The sequence below is a fragment of the Mucilaginibacter gossypii genome (assembly GCF_017569325.2).
Lineage (GTDB): Bacteria > Bacteroidota > Bacteroidia > Sphingobacteriales > Sphingobacteriaceae > Mucilaginibacter > Mucilaginibacter gossypii.
Genome location: NZ_CP071878.2, coordinates 5091073 through 5114732 on the forward strand (window position 1 = coordinate 5091073; position 23660 = coordinate 5114732).

Here is a 23660-nt window from a genome sequence, read left to right on the forward strand (position 1 = left end):
TATGAAGATCGAACAATTTGAAGATAAAGGCCTGTCGCATTATTCCTATGCGATATTAAGCGAATGCGAAAAAAAGATCGTGCTGATCGACCCTTCAAGGGATATTACGTCATACCTCTCTTACGCAAAAGCGCACGATGCAACAATAATTGGCATTATTGAAACCCATCCGCATGCCGATTTTGTAAGCGGGCACCTGGAGTTGCAGCAGGTTACCGGAGCGGTCATTTATTGCTCCAAATTATTGGGCGCTGAATATGCCCATCAAACATTTGACGATGGTAATGAGATATCCTTCGGTAAAATAAAATTAAAAGCCTTAAACACGCCAGGCCATTCGCCGGATAGTATCAGCATTGTTTTGGAGCATAATGGTCAGGATAAAGCCGTATTTACCGGTGACACTTTATTCATCGGCGATTGCGGCCGTCCTGATCTGCGGGAGCAAGCCGGAAACCTCACCGCCAAGCGTGAAGAATTAGCCAAACAAATGTATCATTCGCTTCGCGACAAATTGTTGCTGTTGGATGATGCGGTTTGGGTTTACCCGGCACATGGTGCAGGTACCCTATGCGGCAAAGCGCTGAGCGAAGCTAATCGCAGCATTATCGGCGCGGAAAAAGCAGGCAACTGGTCGTTAAAGGAAATTAGCGAAACTGAATTTGTGCAGGCTTTGTTGGCAGATCAGCCATTTATACCAAAATACTTTGCTTATGATGTTGCCCTGAACAAGCATGGTGCTATGGCATTGAATACTGTCCTGGCCGATGTCCCGACTGAGAAACCCGTTAAGCTGAATAGCAAACTGTTTATTATTGATGCAAGGCCTGAAGTCCAATTTAAAAAGGGACACCTACCAGGATCGATCAACATCCAGGATGGCGGTAAGTTTGAGACCTGGCTGGGCAGCATTATTGCTCCTGAAGAAGCATTCTACCTCGTAGCTGAAAACGAGGAGAAACTAAAGCAACTGATCAGCAAAACTGCAAAAATTGGTTACGAAGCTTTTATAGAAGCAGCATTTGTTGTTGAAACGGGTAATGAAAAGATGGCCGCACTAAATATTAACCAATTTAATAACGCAACCGATGATTTTACAATAGTTGATATTCGTAATATAGCCGAAATAAAAGCAAAGCCTATTTTTCAAAATGCGATCCATATACCTTTGTATGAACTACGAGAGCGCCTGGGCGAACTGCCTTATAACAAACCTATTGTTGTACATTGCGCCGGTGGCTACCGAAGCGCCGCCGGAAGCAGTATTGTTGCGAATGCTTTCGGCTCAAAAACGCAGATATATGATATGGGAGATAACATTAAGCAATTTATTCCGGCATGAGGAAACGGGTATTTACCTTTCGTAATATCTCCAACGTATTATTTTTTGGAGTGATCTTATTGGTATTATTTAATCCGGCTACGAAGGTGTTTTTTATACAAAGCCTGATGAAAATCGGTTTGTTTCAACCTGATATATCTGTTGATAAAGCTAAAGGTGATGCCGTTCCCGATATGGTCTTTTCGGATATCCATGGCAAAACGATCAGTCTCTCATCCCTAAAAGGAAAAGTTGTTTTTATTAACTTTTGGGCAACATGGTGCCCGCCCTGCCGCGCTGAAATGCCCGGCATTAGCCAACTTCATCAGCAATTGGCTTCTCAAAAAAATATCGTTTTCATAATGATTGATGCAGATGATTTTTCAAAAGGAGCGGAAGCTTTTGTAAGCCAGCATCATTACAGCTTGCCGCTATACAAATTATCCGCTTCGGTTCCGCAGGACATATTTAATGGCACTTTGCCGACGACAGTAATAATCGACCAGCAAGGCAACATGATATTCCATCATGAAGGAATAGCCGATTATAGCAATTCGAAATTTCAATCTTACCTGGTCAAATTAGCAAACCAGTAGCCTACCTATGGAAAATAAAAAGGAACACTGGGAAAACGTATATGCCCAAAAAAAATTAATCGAGGTAAGCTGGTATGAGCATACGCCAGAAACTTCTCTGTCTATTATATCAAACTTCAATTTACCAAATGAGGCCGCCATTATTGATATCGGAGGCGGCGACAGTTTACTGGTTGACCATTTGCTTGATCTTGGTTACTCGGACATTACCGTACTGGATATTTCAGATAATGCACTTGAACGGGCGAAGTTTAGATTAGGAAACAGCGCATCATTTGTTAACTGGATTACCAGTGATATTCTCGAACTGTCAAATGATGTTCAGTACGATCTTTGGCATGATCGCGCTGCTTTTCATTTTCTGACAGACGAAGCCGATCAAAAAAAGTACGCAGCTATAGCGGCTAATCATTTACATACGGGTGGCCTAATGCTCATCAGTACCTTTGCGTTAAACGGCCCTGAAAAATGCAGCGGCCTGCCGGTCGCCCGGCATTCGGAAACATCTTTAACAGACCTGTTTCTGTCCCGGTTTCAGTGGATAGGCAGTACAAATCATTCCCATTTAACACCATTTAGCACAGAACAAGTCTTTACCTACAATTGGTTTCGCAAAATTTGATAACATCAGGTTATGAACGATTGGCAATTGTGATAAAAAACATCTAAATAATTGATGGAAATTTGTGGTATCAAAATCAAAAGAACATGGATACCCAACATCAGTTAACCGCCCAAAAAAGCACTTTACTCAATCTGAACGATAATACACGTAAGGTAATTTTCATACTATGCGTTGTCCTTTGCCTAACACCATTTATTAGCCCTGCAATAGCCTTGTTGCTTGGATTGATCATAGCACAAGTACTAGGGCATCCATATCTGCATCTAAATCACAAAGCCACTCACCTTTTATTGCAAGTTTCTGTTGTTGGCTTGGGTTTCGGTATGAACGTGCATAGCGCTATGCAGGCAGGTAAAGAAGGTGTATTGTTCACCATCGCCTCTATAACCAGTACGTTGGTGTTCGGTTTTTTGATAGGCAAATGGCTGAAGATCGAGAAGAAAACATCTTACCTTATTTCAAACGGTACGGCTATCTGCGGCGGTAGTGCAATCGCTGCTATCTCGCCGGTTATCAAAGCTGAAGAAAAACAAATCTCTGTCGCTTTGGGCTGTGTGTTTATCCTCAATTCCATAGCGCTTTTTATTTTCCCGGTTATCGGTCATTATTTCAACCTGTCACAAACCCAGTTCGGTTTATGGTGCGCTATTGCTATTCATGATACCAGCTCAGTTGTTGGTGCTGCCAGCAAATATGGGGCACACGCATTAGAGGTAGCTACAACTGTAAAACTGGCAAGAGCATTATGGATCATTCCTGTAGCATTTCTTTCTACCTTTTTGTTCAAAAACAAATCTAAAAAAATAGCCATCCCTTATTTCATCGGATTATTCATACTGGCTATGATCGCTAATACTTATTTCCCCGCTGTTAAGCTTATCAGCCCTTATATGGTAAATATTGCCAAAGCAGGATTAACGCTAACACTGTTTCTAATTGGTTCAGGGTTATCGCGCCAGGTACTGGTTTCAGTAGGCTTCAAGCCATTAGTACAGGGCGTTGCACTTTGGATACTGATCTCTGTAAGTGCTTTGTATGCGGTGATGCATTTAGCGTAATTTCATAAAATAATCGCAGAATCAAATAATAGCTTGCTACTGCTGCAAGCTATTTTTGTATTTAAGCATATGTCAAATAATCACTGTACTAACTATTAAAATGCAAACTTTAAAATTCAAAACAAATATCAATTGCAGTGGCTGTATCGCTGCGGTTACCCCGGCGCTCATGTTTTGGTAATGCCCATTATTTGTATCGCAATGTTGCGATTAATTTTTAACCAGCAAGTTTTTTCAAAAGATAAATTTATTTCAATCAGGAGCATACTTTAATAACTATAACCTTGTCCTTTTTTCTTTTTCTTTTTTGGCCGGTCTGGATGTGGGGCGGCGGCAATAGGCGTTTGCTCCAGCAATACATCTAAAAACTTTCCGATGGTAGTACCAGTAGATGCCATCATTTTTTGTGGCGTGGCATATTGTTGCTTTGCAATTCCTTCGGCTAATTCCTTAACTTGATCTTTATTTGGGGCAAAGTATTCTCCCGCAGAGAGTATATCCATTTGGCGCCTTTGTTCAAGGCTGCCGTTTTTTATTACGTTGGCATACGCCATAGTATCATGTAAGTCACGGTCAAATTTAAAATGTTGATCAAAAATATGCTCGCCACATTGCTTGAAGGCTACCCTGTCAAATTCGCCCATCTTTTTAGAATGTTCGACATTTCGCCCTCGTGAATTGTTCATCGGGCTGAGCTTTACGGTATTACTGGCGTCCTTTCGACTGACAATTATTTGAATATGCATCTGTTCTCCCGGCTTTCGTTCTCCCCGCTTTTTAAAACCTTGTTTTACTTCCTTATCGTCATAGCTGTAATAGCGGTGGTTTTCCAGTTTGGCAAACCATATCAAGTCATTGCTATCCTTAATATTTGGCCGGTTAAAATTGTGCGCGTATTCATCCATCACCAAAACTGCATAATCCTTTAATAGTTCTTTAACTTGTTCCCGATTATGTTCTGCGAGTAGGTGATTGAGTTCCTTTTGACTTGGGCTGATATTTATGAGGAAAAATTTTGCATCATTGCGACCGAGTTTAGCGACATTACTATCAATCTTTTGCCTTACTTCATACGCGGCAAAACGATTATCTGTCTGATTAAACCAATATTCATGCTCAGCATTATCCAAACGGTTTTCCTTTTCCAGATAGTTAACTAAACCTCCCGCACTGCCTTTGTTGTCGGCAGTTTTACTGTCTGTTATGTTGATAAACATACCTTATCTTAATATTTCTATTTGTGCTTTTGTATTTGCTAACAGTTCTTCCTTTTCCCGACTGGTATTGAAACCACTGATATTTTCCCTGGCTTTGGCATAGCCGTCAAGTATGAGCGCGAATTGCTTTTTCAACTGTTCCTTACCCATTTGCTGAAGTTCTAAACGCTTTATAACATCAGCAATTAGTTTAAACCTGTCTGATTCTGTTTGCTGCCCGGCCAGTACTGCATTTAAACCTGGCGACAACGTTTCGTTAAAAAAATTTATCACATTCCTAAAAGCTTTTACCATGCGGTCTACTTCTCTACTCGTTGGTATCAGCAGATCATTTTCCTGGGTTTTAATAAATCCTATCAAATCCTTATGGTTCTTTACAAGTGCGTTCTTCAGCATTTCATCATTCAGGTCCATAGGGTCTTTCTTGCTTTTGTAGAAATAATCTACCATCTGAATAAATATTTGTCGTTTTGTCCTTCCTAGTTTCAAGGCGATCTTCTCAAACTTTTGATCAACCGCTTCGGGATACCTTACCGACCGTGTGTTAATATCTTGCATACATCACAATTTTATTTGTTAAAACTCTGCTGGTATATAACTTTATATCCAGATACATAGTTATATAGATAGCCAGTTATATGGAATACCCTGAAGTATCCTGAAAACGCCCATTTTACAGCCGTAGGCGCAGGTAAGTATCCCCGGAGGATACTTAAAACCCTTTTTGCAGCGCAAAAAGCAAGCAAAGTAGGGCTCTGCCCAACTTCCGCTTGCTCCCTTACGGGACAAGCCAGGTCGCCATCCATATTTGTACTGTTGATGTTTGAAGCGGTTGTCGCACTTCGCGCGAAAACCGCTGTTAATGGCCAAGAGAAATATTTGGGGGCGTGGGACTGGACTGGTGGATAATATCATTCTTGAGACAATTGAGTAATAAATTGATACACCGCTATATTGGTACACTGATATATGTTTATGCGGTTATCCCGATATAAAATAACTGGATAACTTTATATCCAGTTATAGGGTTATACTGTTACCAACATGGCTTGCAGTGTCATTTACTTTCCAGTTTTCCGGCCAGTCAACCGTACTTGCTTTTGTTGGGTGATAGGATGGTTGGTAAATGATATAGCCAAAGTCCCGTAACTCTTTAATGCACTTTTGATAAGTGGCGGTAGATGCAATTCTTGACGTCGCCATCAAGCCGCTTCTGCTTATTTTAAATGGACGTTGATAGCCTGAGCGCTGCCAAAAAATGAAAAGCCCTGAGAAAAGGCTGACGTGTGTTGGAAACAACCGCTCATCCTTACCCAACGATCTGAATAATTTTGAATAGCCCTTTAAATCCGGGGAGTATGACAATGCTTTCATTTTGTTCCCCCTTCTAATAATTTGTGAATGTCTTCCAGCTTGTAATAAAGTATTCCGCCTATTTTAGTAAACCTTAATGTACCATTGATACGCAGGTTTTGTAAGGTGCCTGGTGATATGTTCAAAAGCTTTCGTACCTCTATACTTTTAAGCCACTTTTTCCCCTGGCCTTCTTCAGGCCGTATCATTTGCCTGATCTCCTGGAGCAGGTCTTTTTTAAAATCGTTCAAATCATCTTTCGTGATCACTTCAATTGCCGTCATATTTGATTTGTTTAAATTGCAAACAGTAAAAATTATTTATCCATGCTCCCAACGACAAATCCTAACTTGCGTGGGAATAGTAAAACCCCTAAAATGAGGAAAAACAAAATTAAGAAATGTTTTGATAAAATAAAATAATATCAAAACATTTCCTAATTTTGTATCACTTCTTAATGAAGTTTAATTTACGGGGACATATAAATTACATTTGAAAATCATCATTTGGCAGATATTTAATAATGGGGAAGATTGCGTATAAAACATATTTGAATGACAGGCTTAAACAAGTAGATTTTCATGGTACGCCTACATTTCCCCTGTATATACAGATCACCTACGAGCGAAAAAGCATTTTTTTTAAAAGCTATTATTTCCAGTTACTCTCAAAGCGTAAGTACTTAATCGTTGTCCCAGGTATTGGTTCGAGGGGGCCGTCTTTAGAATTTGTAAAGAGCAGGGAAGAAGTGGTTATTGATTATTGTATCGACAAACTTGGTATTAACTTTTCACTCGATACTTTCAAAGAATTATATGATGGGATGAGCACTGATTTGTGTGATATGCTGGAAGGTGGTTTTTTTGAATACCTGTTTAATTTCTTTTGGGACGAGGGAAACCCGTCCATGCGGGATGCTATTCATAATGCAATATCTACAGTGAACCCGTATGACTTGCTTCATGATTTTAAACGCATGTTTAAAGCCGATTTTTATAATAAGTTGATAGAAAATTCCTTTTATTATGCGCCCCCATATTTGCCGCTATATGGTTTTAAAGATGGCCCGCAAAAAGGCGACCCAATCATTTTTTCTGTTATGGATTGGCAGGACAGCTCCATTAAAGAGAAATTTCAAATTTACGTGGAGAACACTTACCCGTTTGCGAAGGCTAATGATGTTGTAAAAGCTGTAGATACCTGGGCAGGAAAATATTTGTCCGTATCCGATGGGGAATAAAAAAGCCGCTTCATTTGAAGCGGCTAAAAGGATTTATTTTAACGACTGGGGCCTCTATAAGGTCGTAATTCTTGTGTAGGCGAAGGTGGTATGAATTTCTCGACTATAGCATTTATCCGATTGACAAACTTTTCAGGTATATTACTACTTTGATAAACAAGGCTCCGATTTTGTATGCTAAGCAAGGAACGTAAATGCTGATTACTTTTGGAAGCATCAGCGACCTCTACATTGTCAAAGTGATCGGCAAAACGTTCGATATACTCCAACCCTAAATCGTAGTTCTGTTGAATGTTTTTAATATCTACAAAATGTCCACCGTCCTTAACTCTTTCATTCACACGGAAAACAGATTGCTCGATACTCTCTAATGTCAAATAAATCAGGTGGGTAGCATAACCATGCGCTTTAAAATGAGCGACAACATCCATCAATGATTCATCTCTAAAATTAGTTTCTAAAGTAAAGTGCAGTCTATCTTTAACTGCGGCGTTCACCTGTTTAAAAAAATCTTTAGTCGCTTCCTCATATATGCTTCGTTTAGGCATACGGGGTGATTGGGCCTCTATCTGTGCAACAACTTTGTCAACATCAAAAATAATGGCACCGGGTTTCGACAAGTCTTTAGAGAAAGTCGATTTTCCCGCTCCATTTGGCCCCGCGACAAATAATAGTTGCGGGTTATTTGACATAAGATCAAAGGGTTTTTATGAAGTGTTCCTGATATTTATCGTCCATCCACATCAAGTCCTTGCGGTCGGCGTATTCGTGTACTGCATGGGACGTAGTTGGGCAAACTGAGGGATCGTAATAGGTAATGTAACCGCCTTTAGCAAATTTTTCCTTTTTCATGGCCTCATACGTTGGCCTAAGACGTTCTTGCAATTCTTCGTCTGTTAGATCAAAGACTGATTTTAAACGTAGGTCGATGGTGGTTGCGTTGCTCATGGTTTGATGAAATGCTCTCATACAAATATAAAGATTGAAATATTAAGAATTATGAATGTTGATATTTAGGCGGTCTTGGCTACACGCTTCTTTGGTACCAGTTTTGCCTCTAATTGCGACATGTCTTCACTGATCTTATGATCTAAAACTTTAGCATATATCTGCGTGGTCTTGATGCTGGTATGCCCCATCATCTTAGATACCGTTTCAATGGGCACGCCATTATTTAATGTAACAGTAGTGGCAAATGTGTGGCGTGCAATATGAAAAGTGAGTTCCTTTTCAATATCACAAATACCTGCAAGTTCCTTTAAGTAAGCGTTCATTTTTTGATTACTCATAACAGGCAATAACAGGTTTTCAGCGATACATTGCGGATGCTTATCGTAGGCACGAATAATACCTGCTGCCACAGGTAATACAGGGATACGGGAAAGTGTATCTGTTTTTTGGCGCTGAGTGTATATCCAGGTCTTGTTGTCGATTCCTTTTACCAGTTCGGAACGCTTAAGCTTTCGTGCATCAACATAAGCCAGTCCCGTGTAACAACTGAAAACAAAAATATCCCTTACCGTACGTAAACGTGCGTTCGGGATTTTCTTTTTTGTCAGCCGGTCAAGCTCTTCGGTGTCGAGTACCTGCCGGTAAACCTTTTGGGTACGTGGCTTATAATTCAGATATGGATCGATTGTCAGCCAGCCATTACCCATACAGATCCGCACGATCTTACCGAGGTTCTTGATATATTTTATGGCAGAATTATTGGCGCATTTACGGACAGTCCGGAGATAATATTCAAAGTCGTTTAGAAATGCAAAATTGATCTTACTAACCGGTATGTCACTGGTATTGTATTGCCATTGCATAAAATCTTTGGTGTGCATCAGAGCGGTTTCATAACGCTGCCAGGTGCTTTTTTCAAACTCCTGCCCAACCAAAGCTTTCATCTTTTCATTATGATCTTCAAAAATGGCCACAAGCGTTCTTGCGCGTTCCAACTTACCGGTATAGCGGTTCTTTATAGTTTCTACGGTTACCGTTTCATCGGCAGCAGTCATCTGCCTATGGATCTCGTAAAGCTGATGTTCAATACTGCTCATGAAAGCGTTAAGGGAGCGGGCATCTTCTTTATTACCGGTCGCTCGGCCGGTATCAATATCCCAGCGGTCAGGATCACATTTCCTGCCAATGGAAACTTCGGTACGTTTGCCATCTACTGTGATGCGCAAATAAATAGGGGCTGAACCTGATTCATAATTCTTTGGCTTTCTCAGGCAAAAAAGCACGGTGAGCATAGTTCTCATGTTGTTTTAACTTGCTTTTTAAGTGAACAAAATTGTTAATTAAGTCACTTGAAATCAAGATGCGCAATCATTGAACAGGTTGATATACAGATATATATCAGTTAATTCGGGAGTTGTTTTGCGGATCGGGAATTAACTCCCGAATTATTGTCATTTTCCTTGCGAAAACTTGAATAATTTGGTTTGGCCGTAAAACAAAAAACCCTTCAAATGATATCATTTGAAGGGTTTTGCTTGGTAATGTTACCTTTTTAGCGGAATGGACGGGTCATGAACATCGTTCATAACTGCCTATATTTCAAATAATTATATTTTCAAAAAATCAACTACTTTACGAATCACGCAATGGATAAATGATTCTAAATCGTTGGTTAAATATAGTAAATATTAGGATATAAACGAAAGGTTTAATAGCCTTCTAAATAATTATAAGAAGGGCTTGATGTTGTCGAATTTTTGATTTGCATTTTACTACGGATAGTGTAGTGTTATGCAAACTTAGTATTAAGATTGAATTTGCAATAGGTTATCGTTTATTTGCGAACAGCTACGGTTTTCGTAGTGGTTCGCAAATAAATAGCAGTTTTGCAATTATAAAACATATAAAAATGGGTTATTAAGCGATAGGGAGTATGGAAAGTTACGGCGATAAAGACTTCCATTAACAATGTCCTGGCTAACAGTTAATTGTGTGTCTTGGCCGTTATATAATAAATTAACAACCTTTTAAACCCACCGTCCCATATATTGAAACGCCTATGTCAACAAGGCGCTTTGAAATAAAACCAAATTAGCTGAATTGAGGAGCTGACATACCTGCTACGCAATATTGGCCTACAGATTTTAACACCTTTAAGGCTAATAAATTTTGTTAGATCTAAATTTGACTTCGATAAGTTATATTTGTGTTGTGAAAAACAGAGTGTTTAGCTTCTTTCTACTCCTGGCTGGTATTATTTACCTGTCATCTGTATTAGAATTTGACCATGAAGAAAGCAAAGCCAATTTTAAACAGGAACAACAATTTAAAATTGCAATAGAAAAGCCAAATGATGTTCAAGTCCTTGTTCATTTAGCTCTCCTACCTTTGTTATTTGCATTTAGCATCATTTCATTACACTACTGCACAGAAACTAATCCTAAAAAAATCTTTAATCTTTCCCGGTTTCTACCACCCGAAAGGTTGTTTCTGCAATACTCCGTTTTCCGTATCTGATTTTTGATTTCCTGCTATAATATGCGCTTGCCGTTCATACGGCAGGTATCTTCTGGAAATCTTAAAATCATCCTCTATGTCAGATTCAATATTTCTGCAATTATCTGCTGACGCGGGTATTGCAGCTACAATCATATTTACCGTCAATTACCTGTTCGGTATATTGATCAGTACTTCTTATCAACGGGCAACTCTTTATCAAAAACTACCAAAGGCCTTAAAAAGCATCAGTATTTATAACTGGCATAATTGGACAGCCTACATCGCATTATCCATTGTATTACTGCACCCGGTTTTATTGCTCTTTGACCCGGCAACAAAATTTTCGTTTGTTAATATTGTTTTTCCTATTCATGCGCCAACACAAAGGTTATATGTGGCGTTAGGCACTATCTCCATGTTTGCTATTGTTCTGGTTATTTTGACTACGCAAAAAGCTATCAAAAACCGGCTTGGTTTTCGCGCCTGGAAAAACATCCATTTAATATCTTATGCAACCGGGTTGCTTTTTATTATACACGGTATCGTGATGGACCCGGAATTAAAGAATAGGCCGGTTGATTATTTGGATGCGGAAAAATTGGCCAGTGAGGCCTGCTTTTTAATTTTATTGGCGGCAGTCTATTTCAGGGTTCGTTACGTGATCAAAAAAAGACAAACATCAAAATTTTATAAGCTGCGCATTTCAAAAGTAATTAGCGAAACAACCGATGCAAAAACATTTGTTTTGGAGATACCTGAGAACCTAAAAAATGTATTCAACTATATCCCAGGTCAATTTATACAGTTAGAATTAACAGTGAACGGTGACGAGTATAAAAGAGCTTATTCGCTTTCAAGTTCTCCTTTCACCGATGACGGCCTTTACTTTACGATCAAACGGGTTAAAGATGGCATCGTTTCTAATTTTTTAAACGATACTATTACGCCTGGCGATGAACTTCTTGTGCTTCCGCCATCAGGTAATTTTTTTAAAGAATATTCTTTAATCGCCCCAACCCATTTTGTATTTTTTGCTGGCGGAAGCGGTATTACGCCCATATACAGCATTATCAAATCTCTGTTACATCAACAGCCCGATTCCCACATATCCCTGATTTATGCAAACCGGGATTTAGATTCTATTATATTCCAAAGAGAACTTGAACTGTTAGAAGCGTCTTATCAGGAAAGATTGACTATCACCCATGTTTTAAGTGCCGCCTCTGTGGGATGGAGTGCACTAACGGGTAGGCTTGACCAGGATAAAATAGTTCAATTTATGCATAAATGGAAAATCATGCCGGTTGCGAATACCGTCTATTATGTGTGCGGGCCTTCGCCATTTATGGAATTAGTTGAACAGGAATTAGCTTACCATAAAATACAGCCCTCTAAAATTCATTTGGAAAAATTCATATCCATCAGTAATGCCGAAGATCTGTTAAAGGCAGGTACCGGCTTAGAAGATATTGATACCGTCGGAGCCAGTTTAAACGCGCAGTTAGATGGAAGCAACCATAAAACCAGTTGTAAAAAAGATCAAATCCTATTAGATGTATTATTAGCGAACGGGATCAACGCGCCATATTCCTGTAGAGAGGGTATTTGTTCAAGCTGTAAGGCAAAGCTCGTTGAAGGGATGGTTATGATGAAAAAGCACACATCTCTAAGCGATACAGATATTAAAAACGATCAAATTTTGACTTGCCAGGCCTTTCCACTGTCTGCAAAGATCAGGATTGATTATGACAACCTAAAATAATGGGAAGGTTCAAATATTGGATAGCAGTTGTGCTTTCGGTCCCCTTGCTATTTTTTAGTCTGCTGCTTCATGCGCAAACGGCAGATACTACTAAAAAAGTTACTTTTACTGATAGCGCAACCCGGCCACATCCTTTTCAATACGATAAGGATTCCGGTTTGCAGTATAAACAGGGGGATTTTACTTTAACAACCTGGGCTTATGCTGAAAGTTTGTTTTCACCTGGTGATTATCCCGCATTCAGGCGGGTAAGACAGGGTATGGAGTTTAAACTTCCGGCTTATAACTTTCGGATCAATGGCGAGAAGTATAGAACGGTATTATTTTATGAGGTGGACTTTACCGACAATAAGTTCTTCCAGGCGACCAAACGTTTTAAGGATTGGGAAAATTTATTTATTTCTTTTCAAAATGCGGACGACCCCAATAAATTCAGAATACTTTTTGGTGAAAACACGCACATCCTTTCTCGTGAAGATAACCTCTCGTCAGGCAATCTTCCCACCATTAATAGAAGTCTGATCTTAGAAGAACATGGCTCCGTAAATAATTTCGGCGTGCAGTGGGGCTTGCAAATACAAAAGCAAATTAATCCTACTATGCTTCTGCAATTTGCCATGCAGGATAACCGGGGTTCAATGAACACGGATACGCCACGGTACCAGTTTTGGAAAGATATAGCCGTTAAGGTAACAAAAACCTTAATCACCCCAACGGGTAAATGCCCCGAAAGATTAAACGTGGGTATTGCCATTGACCGGACAGCTGATATTACCAACAGAAGTTTTGTTTTTGCGTCCGCAATAAACCAGGTTTCGCTTGGGAGCACACCCGCTACCGGGAATAAATTCAGTTTTGAAAACAATTTGGATTATACCAATAGCCTTGGCGAGCATTTATATACGTTTGAATATGAAACGATTTATTCCCGTTATTCAGATCAGGGTTTAAATCTTGCAGGCGGCTATGCGATGCTGCAATTTCAGCTCTTTGATAAAGAAAGTACAGGCGATCTGGTTCCCTTTGCCATGTATGACCTTGTTAATTTGTCAAATAGGGTCCAGACCGCTACAGAACAGGCAATCAGGTTAGGATTCAATTATAACTTGCCTTTTACACATAAATTGGTAAACTTCCATGTCGAATACGCCAAACACTTTTTAAACGGTTCTTCACAAATAATTAGTCCGGGCCAGCGAAATTTTGATGAGTTTCGTTTTGAATTCCGGGTGAACGTTGCAAGATATTTAAGATTTTAAATTTATACCAAACGTTATTTGGATACTATCGCGCCTCACTTACTGCTTTTCCTTTGAATGAAGCTTTTTCGCCACTCAAAGCATATATAAATTATTTAATAAATTACTTACGGATTTATGAAACTGAAGTAAAAATTAATTTGATAATTGAATTATTAATCGTAATATTGCAATATAAAGTATGGGCTTAACTAAAACAGAAATATTCACCGAAAAACAGAACAGGTTAGCAGTGATGCTTAAAGCTATCGCGCATCCTGCCCGTATCGCTATCTTACAGGAGATCATTAAATCTAATACCTGTATTTGCGGCGACCTGGTAGATGAGCTGGGCTTGGCGCAGCCAACCATTTCGCAGCATTTAAAAGAACTGAAAAATGCCGGACTGATACAGGGAACGATTGAAGGCGTTAGCGTATGCTACTGCATCAACCCGCCGGTTTGGAATGAACTGCGTGAACAGATGAGTGGTTTCTTTGCGGCTTATGATCTGAAAGCGACCTGCTGTTAAAAAAATTTGATTAAATCCATCGCAATATTGCAATAATATAATAACCATAAAGCCATGAATAAAGTAGAAGCGATCAGCTGGAAAACCTTCAAAGACACCTTATCACAGCATCCCGACCTTGACCTGCAATTCCAATATGCAGAGGGCAAACTGGTAGATGCAGCCTATCATATTACCGAGATCAAACAAGCGCCGATCACTTCAGTAGATTGTGGTGGTGTGATGAACGCTTGGACGGAGATCATTGTGCAGTTATGGGTACCAGAGAATGCTGAACAACAGGAACGCTCCATGAAAGTAGGTAAGGCTTTGTCTATTGTTGATATCGTAGAAAAAATGTTGCCGCTTAATCCTAACGGCACGGTAAAGATCGAGTTTGGTAATTCAGCGTTTGATACCCGCCAGATGTTCCCAAATGAAATGATAATCGACGGCAACGCGTTGACTGTTGACCTGCGCCCTGATGCGGTACAATGTAAAGCTATCGGTCGTGGCGGTAGTTGCGGTACGACTGAAAAAGGTGAAGAGTGCTGCACACCTGCGGTAGTGGAAAAACCTAAAGTACAATTAGTCAACCTTGCTGCACCAGCGGAAGCTTGCTGCACACCGGGAGGGGGCGGCTGCTAAATATTATAAAATGATCATCGACAAGGCCCAACCCTATAAAGAAAAAATGATCGAATTGCTGGCGGCTGAAAAGCTGCCGGTAGCCGACCTACCCGAAAAGCTGGATAACTTTATTGTTGCCATCCAGGACGGTATAGTGGTTGGTGTAGCCGGTGTAGAAGTTTATGGAAATAACGGATTACTGAGGTCTTTAGCTGTGCATCCTGAACACAGAGGTGCCGGGATAGCAGGTAAACTATTAGCACGGCTGAACAGCATAAGTAAAAAGAATAGCCTTACAGCTTTATATCTGCTCACAGAAACCGCACCAGCTTACTTCGAGCGAAAGAAGTATAGCAAAATAACGCGCGAAGAAGTACCAGTCGAGGTTCAGCAATCATCCGAGTTCAGCCATGTTTGCCCGGTATCGGCCATTGTTATGAAAAAAGAATTATGAGTAAGAAAAATATATTAGTACTCTGCACCGGCAATAGCTGTCGCAGCCAGTTAGCCGAGGGTTACCTACATTATTTTGCAGGTGACAAGGCCAATGTTTACAGCGCGGGTATTGAAACCCACGGTGTCAATCCAAAGGCGATTCAGGTGATGGCCGAAGATCATATTGATATCTCGAAGCACACTTCTAATTATGTGGATGAGTATATCGCCATCCCATTTGACCAGGTGATCACCGTTTGTGATAACGCGAATGAAGCCTGCCCGTTCTTTCCCGGTAAGGTCGAACGCTTTCACGAGAACTTTCCCGACCCGGCCAAAGCTACCGGCACACCCGAAGAAGTAATGGCCGAGTTTCGCCGGGTTAGAGATATGATTAAAATTTACGCAGCCAACTTTGTAGCCGAACACGTTAACTAACCCTTTTTTACTCTTATATATCGTTAAATAGCAATAAACCAATTAAACCATAAAACTTAAAATCATGAAAAACTTATCCCTATTTTTCTTAGCAGGCTTACTGGTTGTAAGTTCGGCTTTCGCACCTGCCGGTGACCCTATTTATGCTGAGCTGGCACAGACTTTCAAATTGCTCAAAAAAAATACCCCTATTACAAATGACCGTCAGGATGAACTCGGTGGCATCCAGCAATTGGGTATTGTTACCAAAGGCAAAAAATTGCCGGTGATCGTCGAGTTTGTGGGCAATGATGGCTTTAGCGCACCTATTGCCAAGGCCGTGCTAAAAGCTGCGCTGGCTTCTTACGGTATAAATGATGTGAAAATCTTTGTTGTTGGCGCAGCCGCGTCTCCTAAAGTTGCACCGACACTCGCAAAACTCGGCTTTAAAGTAAGCGGCGATGAAGCCAAGTATAACGACCAGGGTGGTTCGGTTACCTTAGAAAGTTCGCCCTCAAATCCGCAGGCAATTCATATACTGGCACAGGAAAGCGCGGCATCGCTGCTGGCCAGCCCTGATAAGTTCGCCGTTAAATTGAAATATTCGCCCATTTCAGCAGGTGCGACCGATGAGCAGTACGAGGTACAGGCCAAACTGATCACAGCGGAAATGCTTTTTGCCGCTTCTAAATTCAAAGAAAACTGGAAGTAGTTTACACTCTATTCATATTAAAACACGATATACGCAATAAATTATGTCAGCAAACAACTGTACCCCGGTTGCCGAACGCAAAAAACTCAGTTTCCTTGACCGTTATTTAACGCTTTGGATATTCCTGGCTATGGCCATTGGTGTTGGCGTAGGTTACTTTATTCCCTCATCATCTGGCTTTATCAACTCGTTTTCCAGCGGAACGACCAATATCCCTTTGGCGATTGGTTTGATCCTGATGATGTACCCGCCATTGGCAAAAGTAAAATACGAAAACATGGGCGAGGTATTCAGGGATACCAAAGTATTGAGCGCCTCGCTCATCCTTAACTGGATCATCGGGCCAATACTGATGTTTATTTTGGCAATCACTTTATTACGCGACCATCCGGCTTATATGGTTGGATTGATCTTAATTGGCCTTGCCCGATGTATCGCCATGGTCGTGGTATGGAATGAATTGGCTGAGGGCAACCGGGAATATGCCGCAGGACTGATCGCATTGAACAGCATCTTTCAGGTATTACTATATAGTGTTTATGCCTATGTATTTATAACTGTGTTGCCGCCACTGTTCGGACTGAAGGGTTTAGCGGTGAACATCACCATTGGTGAGATCGCTAAAAGTGTCGGTATTTATTTGGGTATCCCTTTTGCCGCCGGTGTGATCAGCCGTTACTCTTTAATCAAACTAAAAGGCGAAGAATGGTTCCAAACGAAATATGTGCCTTTTATCTCACCGATAACACTCATCGCTTTATTGTTTACTATCGTGGTGATGTTCAGCCTGAAAGGCAACCTGATCGTTCAGATACCGTTTGATGTACTCCGTATCGCAATACCATTGGTGATCTACTTTACCATCATGTTCGTGCTGAGCTTTTTTATCGGCAAGTCGTTTGGTGCAGACTATTCCCGTTCAACATCGATAGCTTTTACAGCTACGGGTAACAACTTTGAACTGGCCATTGCTGTTGCCATTGGGGTGTTCGGCATCAATTCCGGCGAAGCCTTTGCCGGTGTGATCGGCCCTTTGGTGGAAGTACCTGCCCTGATCGCTTTGGTAAACCTCGCTTTTTACTTCCGAAAGAAATATTATACCGCTAAAACTTTAACGCCTGTTCAATAATGAAGATCGCCCTTTTTTCAGATATACATGCCAATTTACCGGCGCTGGAAGCTTTTTTTGCTGATGTTGAATTACAAAAGCCTGATGCCATTTATTGCCTCGGTGACCTGGTAGGCTATAACATCTGGCCGAATGAGGTTATTGATGAGATCCGTAAACGCAATATACCCTGCATCACCGGCAATTATGACTTCGGTATCGGACGACACAGCGATGATTGCGGCTGTGCTTATAAAACAGACGAGGAAAAAGCTTTAGGCAAAATATCTATCGCTTATACCAACGAGGTGGTGAAAGATGAGCAGCGGGCTTATTTGCGCACACTGCCAGCCCATATCCGTTTAGAGTTCCAGTTGAACAATGATAAATTGAATGTGCTTTTTGTGCATGGCAGCCCCCGCAAAGTGAATGAATACCTGTTTGAGGACAGGGATGAAAAAAGTATGCTACGCATTATGGAGCAGGCCGATGCGGATGTCGTGTGTTTTGGCCATACACACCAACCTTACCATCGGATACTGGAGGCGAACGACCAGTATTATCAGGCCATTAATATCGGTTCGGTAGGCAAACCGAAAGATAAAGACCCGCGCGGCGGTTATGTATTATTAAACATCAATGAAAGTAGCTCAAAAATGGATAAGGATAGCATACAGGTGGAATTTATGCGCTTTGACTATGATATTGAAAAAGCCGCCAAAGCGGTTGAAGATAGCCCGCTACCCAATGAGTATGCAGATATGTTAAGGAACGGCTAAGATGAGGATCGCACTTTTTTCTGATATACACGCCAACTTACCGGCGTTTGAAACATTTCTGGCTGATCTGGACAGCCGAAAAGTAGATGCGGTTTATTGTTTAGGCGATATGATCGGCTATAACATCTGGCCTAATGAAATCATCGCCGAAATACGTAGGCGCGGTATCGCTACATTGGCGGGTAACCATGACCAAAAAAGTAAAGGCTATGCTTATGAACTGGTATCGGCAAATAATCGGCAATATCTTAATACTTTACCGTCGCATATCAAACTGGAATATCAGCTCAACAATGACCAATTGAATATTGTACTGGCGCACGGCAGCACCCGCAGTATCAATGAATATGTCCTGGAGGATACAGACGAAGCCTATGTGCTGGATATGATGATCGAAGCCAAAGCTGACATTTTATGTGTCGGCCATTCCCACAAGCCCTACCACCGCATCATTGGTGAAAAGCATGTGATTAATATTGGGTCTGTTGGCAAACCTAAAGATGGAGATCCCCGCGGCTGTTATGTGTTGCTGACTCTTGAAAATGACATCCAGGTAGAATTTGTCCGATTCTGCTATAACATAGAAAAAGCGGTAAAGGCCATTGAAGGTAGTCCATTAGCAGATGATCTGGCTGACAGATTACGTAAAGCCAATTAATACACTTTTTAGGTAATCTCACCTCTTTATTTTACACATCATTTCCATTTTTGAATATCGCTTTTCTGTTCAACAAGTAAGCACCATTGAACCATGTGTTATAAACCTACTTCTGATCGTTCATATATTCGGTAATAACAGATTGTGAATGTTCACTCAAGAGTATCGATAAAATTTAGGGCATCCGCTTTTACGGATACCCTAAATTAGCAAAGTTTAATAGATCGCAGTGTTTTTGGCAAAGTAAAGCTTTTCTATAGATCCCTTACCGCTTTTATTCTTCTAACGATCTCTCCAGTTAGACCATCCTGGATGATCTCCCCGTTTACAATCTTATAATCATCTTCCTCGAAAACTTCCAAGTGAGCAACGATGGCTCCGTTGATATGAATGTCAAATCCTGGCCCATTCTGTACGATCCCGATCACGTTATCATCAGGGCCGAACAGGAAGTAAGGCGAGATATCATATAAGGGATGTTCCATGATCGCAGCAAGCTGCGCATCGCTCATGTAAAAGGCACTTTCCGGGTCATGCAGATCTTCTTCCTTTAAAACCGGTTGGTTATCTGCTTGGTCGAACCACTCTTCCACATGATCCTGAATGATCTTTACCAATTGCGCAACTTCCAATTCCTCAAGGATTTGTCCATCGTACCGCCACTCGAAAAAGTTTTCGTTAAAGAAGGTAATAGCGCCTGCAAAACCCATGTAAGTATCCATATCTAATTCTGCCGTTCTTGGGTTGCCATTGGAAAGGAAGTAAAACAATTGAAAAACGCCGGTGATACTGGTCCGGTTATTGAAACCGGGTATGGTTACGGGTACAATTTTGATCGCGGCAAGCCCGCCTGATTTCTTTTGAATTTTATAAACAATGTGCTGATTCATACTCCCAGGCAGTAGTTAAGGTTCGACCATGGGCTACTGCCGTTAATTAAAGAATATAAACGAGGATAATATACAGTTGCATCAGTTATATTTTTCCCAACTTGTTTTAAAAACGCAGGTATATAGGGCCAATTTTCCAACCGGAAATGAGCCGCAATTAAAATTAAATGTAAGGTCATGATAATAATTCAAGCTAAAAAATGAGATAATAGGTATCCTGGCCGGGAGCCCGGCATTAGCTTGGATCAGATCAAAAGAGCTTTGTTGGAAATATAGATCGGTTGGCTGTGCAGAAAAGGCGGCCCTGTGGGCCTTGGCCAGCTGATCCTACTCGTAATATGTAATGGGATATACAGAGCGGTATCAGCTTGCAGAATTGCAGTGGCCACATCTGCAGGTCGAAAGGTAAAATGAGCATGGGCTTTTGCATTTTCTTTGACTACATAGGTGCCATGGTGATAGCAGCAATTACAATCGCCCTTTTTGCAGTCCTCATCACTTTCCTTTTCATCATGAGTATGATCGTTGCCCGAAACAAACGCTTCACCATTCTTTGCTAATTGAACATAAAAATAATCCGTCGCGCAATGGAGCAGACATGCATAAGCGCCTGTTGAAAGCAACAGGTAAAATGATGTCATTATTAAAGCACAGATCTTTCTCATGAAGTACTTCCAGGCTAAAGGTATAAAAAAACAAATTCAGAATTTGATTCGTCGCACTTTTCGTTTTTAAAAGCTATGCCCTGTTGTTAGAAATTAAGAAATTTCATTCCATTTAGCAAACTCCCGGGAACGAAACTAAATGTGATATGGACAAAGCACCTGAATTTCCGCATAATAGCGTTGCAGCTTCCGCAATTTCATGTGTCTCCGCTTGTATTATCAAATGTTAAAATGAACTGTTTATTTGACGACCGAAGCTGAAATTCTGTTTAGCTTAAATGGGCTTTTCGGTAAGCAGAGGCGGTTTGACCATGGTTATTCCTAAACATCTTATTCAAATGGCTCTCATCTGTAAAGCCCATTTCGTCAGCAATTTCAGAAACCGTTAAACTGCTGTAACGCAGACGCGATTCTATAAGATTTAATCTGTATTGATTGATGTAAGCTTTTAATGTGTATCCGGTTTGCTGTTTAAAATTGCGGTTCAAATGATCAGGTGTTTTATGAAATGCTTTGGCCAGCATTTCTATTTTAAGCCGATCCTTATCATAAATATGTTGCTGAACATACGTTGTAACCTCATGAACAACATTCTTTAAACCTCTGTTTTTTAGTTCGCCCGCAATATTTTCCTGTATCCGCCTTGCGATCAGGTTAAGTAGTAGAAAAACGATATTCTGAATAATGATGCCACTATAAATTCGGTCGTGTTCTTTTTCAGCAGTAAGCTGGAATACCAATTTTTCGGTTAGCTCCGCTTCCTCGCTCGCCATTTCGATATGGCCTTTCGTGTTCTGGTGATTATGAAAAACATATTCCATATTGATAAAGAACTCACCAATTTCCGCCCGATCCATCTCCTTGCGCTTTCTTTTGGAAAACAGTTCTTTGGTGAAGTCTATGATACAACAGTATGTCCTTGTCTCTATTTTGAAGGTATGCGTATCCTCCGGCGTTAGCAGATACAGGTTTCCTTTCTGGTATTGATAATGATTATCATTGATGGTATGCACCCCGTTACCCTCCATGATATACAATAACTCAAAGTAGTGGTGACGATGTATCGGAGAGACTGATGAATGTATCTCTTTTGATATTATTTCTATATCCTGAAATAGTGGCATCAACAAAAGTACCGAAAAAAGCCGGTTTTTTACCTATGTAGGCATTTGTCTTAAAGATAATTTTGTACCTGTAAATTACATGGAAGAATCAATACAAACACCTTACGATACAAGACAGCTTAATGAGATCATTAAGCACAGGAGAAGTATTTATCCTTATCAGTACATTAAAGGCAAACAGGTGCCCGAAGAGATCGTCAGGCAGATATTAGAGAATGCTATTCGCGCGCCTAACCATAAACAGACCGAACCCTGGCGCTTTAAAGTGTTTTCAGGTGAGGGTTTGAAATATTTCGGCGATCTGCAGGCCAGCCTTTATAATCAGTTTGCCGGAGAATCTTTCAACGAGGACAGGCATCGTAAAATGCGGGAATATCCTTTGATGTCTTCTCATGTGATATCCATCGGTATGCGACGGGACGATACCGGAAAACTTCCCGAGAATGAAGAAATAGAAGCCGTTGCTTGCGCTGTGCAAAACATGTTCCTTTCTGTGACCGCCTATGGTTTAGGTTCGTATTGGACAAGTGCAGGTATCACTTATTTCGAAGAAGCCAAACCGTACTTTGACTTACAACGCAAAGATAAATTGCTTGGTTTTTTTTATATCGGATATCCTGCTAAAACCATAACTGGAGTATCGAAAAGAAATCCTTTGGAGGTTAGTACCGAATGGATTAGTGATAACCGGGACGATTTGCAGGAATTGCTGGCAAGGAACGAAACAGTGGCCCATACAAAATCAGTCAAAGAAACAATGGATGTACATGAGCATACCATAGACTATGAAAATACCAGCCGATGGGTTGTTTACTTAACGGTAGCTACCATGTTACTGGAGATCGGAGTCGGATACTATGCCAATTCTATGGCACTGACAGCCGAAGGCTGGCACATGTCTACCCACGTATTCGCCATTGGGCTTACCTGGCTCGCATACCTTTTTAGCCGCAGGTACGGGCAGTCGGGAAGGCATAGTTTCCAGCAAGACAAGGTGCTGTCACTTTCAGGGTTCACAAGCGCCATCGTTTTACAGATCATCGCCATTATTATGGCTATCGAATCAATTGACAGGTTGATACACCCGGTGCCGGTAAAATTCAGTGAAGCTATCATTGTCGCCGTGATCGGTTTGATCGTAAATGCAATTAGCGCTAGAATGTTGCATCAGGGAAACGGGCATCATGACGATAATATCAGGGCCGCCTATATTCATGTACTGGCGGACGGATTAACCAGCCTAACGGCTATTGTGACTTTGGGGTTTGGCTGGTATTACAATTTATATTGGCTTGACGCGGCAAGCGGATTGATCGGCGCTATCGTTATTACCAGCTGGGCTGTACAGCTAATCAAAAATTCCGGCGGCAAATTGATCGATTACGCCAAAGTCCTTAAATAGCCTGTGTTATGAACAAATATTTCTTTTACGCAACGAACCATATTTTGCCGCCTTTAGCCAAACGGTGCGATATATACTATATTTGTGGTATGAGGCTTTGGATCAGCAGATTTTTCTTAATGACAGGACTTGTCCTGCTGCTGTATCATAATATTTGTGCACATCATCATAACGAGGATCATCATGATCACATCGAACATCATGATAACGATGTCCTTGAACATGCGAAAGTAGACCATATATTTTCTTCCCAAACTTATCATTTAGACGGTCTACAAGCCCTCGTGCCGGTATTGATCTTTAAGCCGGATTTGGTTTTTGGAGGATTTCCGCTGACCCTGTATATCCAGCCGGTTGTCAGCCCCGATGAGCCTTACCCTCCGGGTTGGGTGACTAACGAAACTATACTTCGCGGCCCTCCTGCAGACTGTTAACATACGCTGTTTTTACAGCGAAAGGCTATGCCTTG

27 protein-coding genes are annotated in these 23660 nt (G+C 40.9%); 17 read left to right on the forward strand and 10 right to left on the reverse strand.

Going from position 1 to position 23660, the window contains the following annotated elements:
- The first annotated feature begins 1 nt into the window (after position 1).
- From J3L18_RS21275 to J3L18_RS21290, 4 genes are all read left to right on the forward strand, one after another.
- Positions 2-1342: an MBL fold metallo-hydrolase gene (locus J3L18_RS21275; RefSeq protein ID WP_129567779.1), complete on the forward strand. Its 1341-nt coding sequence runs from the start codon at positions 2-4 to the stop codon at positions 1340-1342.
- Complete coding sequence (locus tag J3L18_RS21280; protein WP_129567780.1) at positions 1339-1917, forward strand: TlpA family protein disulfide reductase; 579 nt, start codon at positions 1339-1341, stop codon at positions 1915-1917. The genes J3L18_RS21275 and J3L18_RS21280 overlap by 4 nt, the downstream gene beginning before the upstream one ends.
- A 7-nt stretch (positions 1918-1924) precedes the next feature.
- A complete protein-coding gene (locus J3L18_RS21285; protein WP_129567781.1) occupies positions 1925-2539 on the forward strand; it encodes a class I SAM-dependent methyltransferase in 615 nt (204 codons plus the stop codon).
- 86 nt (positions 2540-2625) lie between these two features.
- Entirely contained in the window at positions 2626-3600 is a 975-nt protein-coding gene (locus J3L18_RS21290; protein WP_129567782.1) for a YeiH family protein, read from the forward strand.
- A gap of 269 nt (positions 3601-3869) precedes the next feature.
- Here J3L18_RS21290 and J3L18_RS21295 read toward each other — a convergent pair whose 3' ends face one another.
- The 4 genes from J3L18_RS21295 to J3L18_RS21310 form a co-directional block, all read right to left on the reverse strand.
- Positions 3870-4817, reverse strand: coding sequence for a DUF5712 family protein (locus J3L18_RS21295; RefSeq protein WP_129567783.1), 948 nt, complete (start codon positions 4815-4817; stop codon positions 3870-3872).
- 3 nt (positions 4818-4820) lie between these two features.
- On the reverse strand, positions 4821-5375 hold the full coding sequence (locus tag J3L18_RS21300; protein WP_129567784.1) for a BfmA/BtgA family mobilization protein: 555 nt from the start codon (positions 5373-5375) through the stop codon (positions 4821-4823).
- Between the two features lie 462 nt (positions 5376-5837).
- Entirely contained in the window at positions 5838-6191 is a 354-nt protein-coding gene (locus J3L18_RS21305) for a hypothetical protein (protein WP_129567785.1), read from the reverse strand.
- The gene (locus J3L18_RS21310; protein WP_129567786.1) at positions 6188-6454 is read right to left on the reverse strand and encodes a helix-turn-helix domain-containing protein; all 267 of its coding nucleotides are present in this window, start codon (positions 6452-6454) and stop codon (positions 6188-6190) included. The genes J3L18_RS21305 and J3L18_RS21310 overlap by 4 nt, the downstream gene beginning before the upstream one ends.
- 239 nt (positions 6455-6693) lie before the next feature.
- Between J3L18_RS21310 and J3L18_RS21315 the strand changes: the two genes are divergently transcribed.
- Positions 6694-7410, forward strand: coding sequence for a hypothetical protein (locus tag J3L18_RS21315; protein WP_129567787.1), 717 nt, complete (start codon positions 6694-6696; stop codon positions 7408-7410).
- 38 nt (positions 7411-7448) lie between these two features.
- On the opposite strand, the gene J3L18_RS21320 is transcribed toward J3L18_RS21315, so the two are convergent.
- From J3L18_RS21320 to J3L18_RS21330, 3 genes are all read right to left on the reverse strand, one after another.
- Entirely contained in the window at positions 7449-8102 is a 654-nt protein-coding gene (locus tag J3L18_RS21320; RefSeq protein ID WP_129567788.1) for a zeta toxin family protein, read from the reverse strand.
- Positions 8103-8106: 4 nt separating this feature from the next.
- A complete protein-coding gene (locus tag J3L18_RS21325; protein WP_208102402.1) occupies positions 8107-8262 on the reverse strand; it encodes a hypothetical protein in 156 nt (51 codons plus the stop codon).
- A 161-nt stretch (positions 8263-8423) separates the two neighbouring features.
- Positions 8424-9662, reverse strand: coding sequence for a site-specific integrase (locus J3L18_RS21330; protein ID WP_129567790.1), 1239 nt, complete (start codon positions 9660-9662; stop codon positions 8424-8426).
- Positions 9663-10954: 1292 nt separating this feature from the next.
- Between J3L18_RS21330 and J3L18_RS21335 the strand changes: the two genes are divergently transcribed.
- The 10 genes from J3L18_RS21335 to J3L18_RS21380 all read left to right on the forward strand — a co-directional run bounded on the left by J3L18_RS21335 (position 10955) and on the right by J3L18_RS21380 (position 19110).
- Entirely contained in the window at positions 10955-12622 is a 1668-nt protein-coding gene (locus J3L18_RS21335) for a 2Fe-2S iron-sulfur cluster-binding protein (RefSeq protein ID WP_112571279.1), read from the forward strand.
- Positions 12622-13881 carry a hypothetical protein gene (locus J3L18_RS21340; RefSeq protein ID WP_112571277.1) on the forward strand — a complete coding sequence of 420 codons (1260 nt, stop codon included), beginning with the start codon at positions 12622-12624 and terminating at the stop codon, positions 13879-13881. The genes J3L18_RS21335 and J3L18_RS21340 overlap by 1 nt, the downstream gene beginning before the upstream one ends.
- Before the next feature lie 181 nt (positions 13882-14062).
- Entirely contained in the window at positions 14063-14392 is a 330-nt protein-coding gene (locus J3L18_RS21345) for an ArsR/SmtB family transcription factor (RefSeq protein ID WP_112571275.1), read from the forward strand.
- 54 nt (positions 14393-14446) lie between these two features.
- A complete protein-coding gene (locus J3L18_RS21350; RefSeq protein WP_112571273.1) occupies positions 14447-15019 on the forward strand; it encodes a DUF6428 family protein in 573 nt (190 codons plus the stop codon).
- 10 nt (positions 15020-15029) lie between these two features.
- Positions 15030-15455, forward strand: a complete 426-nt coding sequence (arsN2, locus tag J3L18_RS21355) for an arsenic resistance N-acetyltransferase ArsN2 (protein WP_112571271.1) — start codon at positions 15030-15032, stop codon at positions 15453-15455.
- On the forward strand, positions 15452-15874 hold the full coding sequence (locus tag J3L18_RS21360) for an arsenate reductase ArsC (protein ID WP_112571269.1): 423 nt from the start codon (positions 15452-15454) through the stop codon (positions 15872-15874). The genes arsN2 and J3L18_RS21360 overlap by 4 nt, the downstream gene beginning before the upstream one ends.
- A gap of 64 nt (positions 15875-15938) precedes the next feature.
- Complete coding sequence (locus J3L18_RS21365) at positions 15939-16565, forward strand: hypothetical protein (protein WP_112571267.1); 627 nt, start codon at positions 15939-15941, stop codon at positions 16563-16565.
- Positions 16566-16608: 43 nt separating this feature from the next.
- Positions 16609-17694, forward strand: a complete 1086-nt coding sequence (gene arsB, locus J3L18_RS21370) for an ACR3 family arsenite efflux transporter (RefSeq protein WP_112571265.1) — start codon at positions 16609-16611, stop codon at positions 17692-17694.
- Positions 17694-18452: a metallophosphoesterase family protein gene (locus J3L18_RS21375; RefSeq protein ID WP_112571263.1), complete on the forward strand. Its 759-nt coding sequence runs from the start codon at positions 17694-17696 to the stop codon at positions 18450-18452. The genes arsB and J3L18_RS21375 overlap by 1 nt, the downstream gene beginning before the upstream one ends.
- A gap of 1 nt (position 18453) precedes the next feature.
- Complete coding sequence (locus J3L18_RS21380) at positions 18454-19110, forward strand: metallophosphoesterase family protein (RefSeq protein ID WP_112571261.1); 657 nt, start codon at positions 18454-18456, stop codon at positions 19108-19110.
- Between the two features lie 254 nt (positions 19111-19364).
- Here J3L18_RS21380 and J3L18_RS21385 read toward each other — a convergent pair whose 3' ends face one another.
- From J3L18_RS21385 to J3L18_RS21395, 3 genes are all read right to left on the reverse strand, one after another.
- Positions 19365-20000, reverse strand: a complete 636-nt coding sequence (locus J3L18_RS21385; RefSeq protein ID WP_112571259.1) for a hypothetical protein — start codon at positions 19998-20000, stop codon at positions 19365-19367.
- Between the two features lie 245 nt (positions 20001-20245).
- On the reverse strand, positions 20246-20665 hold the full coding sequence (locus J3L18_RS21390; protein WP_223818073.1) for an HYC_CC_PP family protein: 420 nt from the start codon (positions 20663-20665) through the stop codon (positions 20246-20248).
- Between the two features lie 269 nt (positions 20666-20934).
- The gene (locus J3L18_RS21395) at positions 20935-21789 is read right to left on the reverse strand and encodes an AraC family transcriptional regulator (protein WP_112571255.1); all 855 of its coding nucleotides are present in this window, start codon (positions 21787-21789) and stop codon (positions 20935-20937) included.
- A gap of 79 nt (positions 21790-21868) precedes the next feature.
- Here J3L18_RS21395 and J3L18_RS21400 point away from each other — a divergent pair, with 79 nt between their 5' ends.
- Together J3L18_RS21400 and J3L18_RS21405 are read left to right on the forward strand one after the other, a co-directional pair.
- Complete coding sequence (locus J3L18_RS21400) at positions 21869-23191, forward strand: cation diffusion facilitator family transporter (protein WP_146749898.1); 1323 nt, start codon at positions 21869-21871, stop codon at positions 23189-23191.
- Positions 23192-23199: 8 nt separating this feature from the next.
- Positions 23200-23625, forward strand: a complete 426-nt coding sequence (locus tag J3L18_RS21405) for a hypothetical protein (protein ID WP_146750034.1) — start codon at positions 23200-23202, stop codon at positions 23623-23625.
- The last annotated feature ends 35 nt before the right edge of the window (positions 23626-23660 follow it).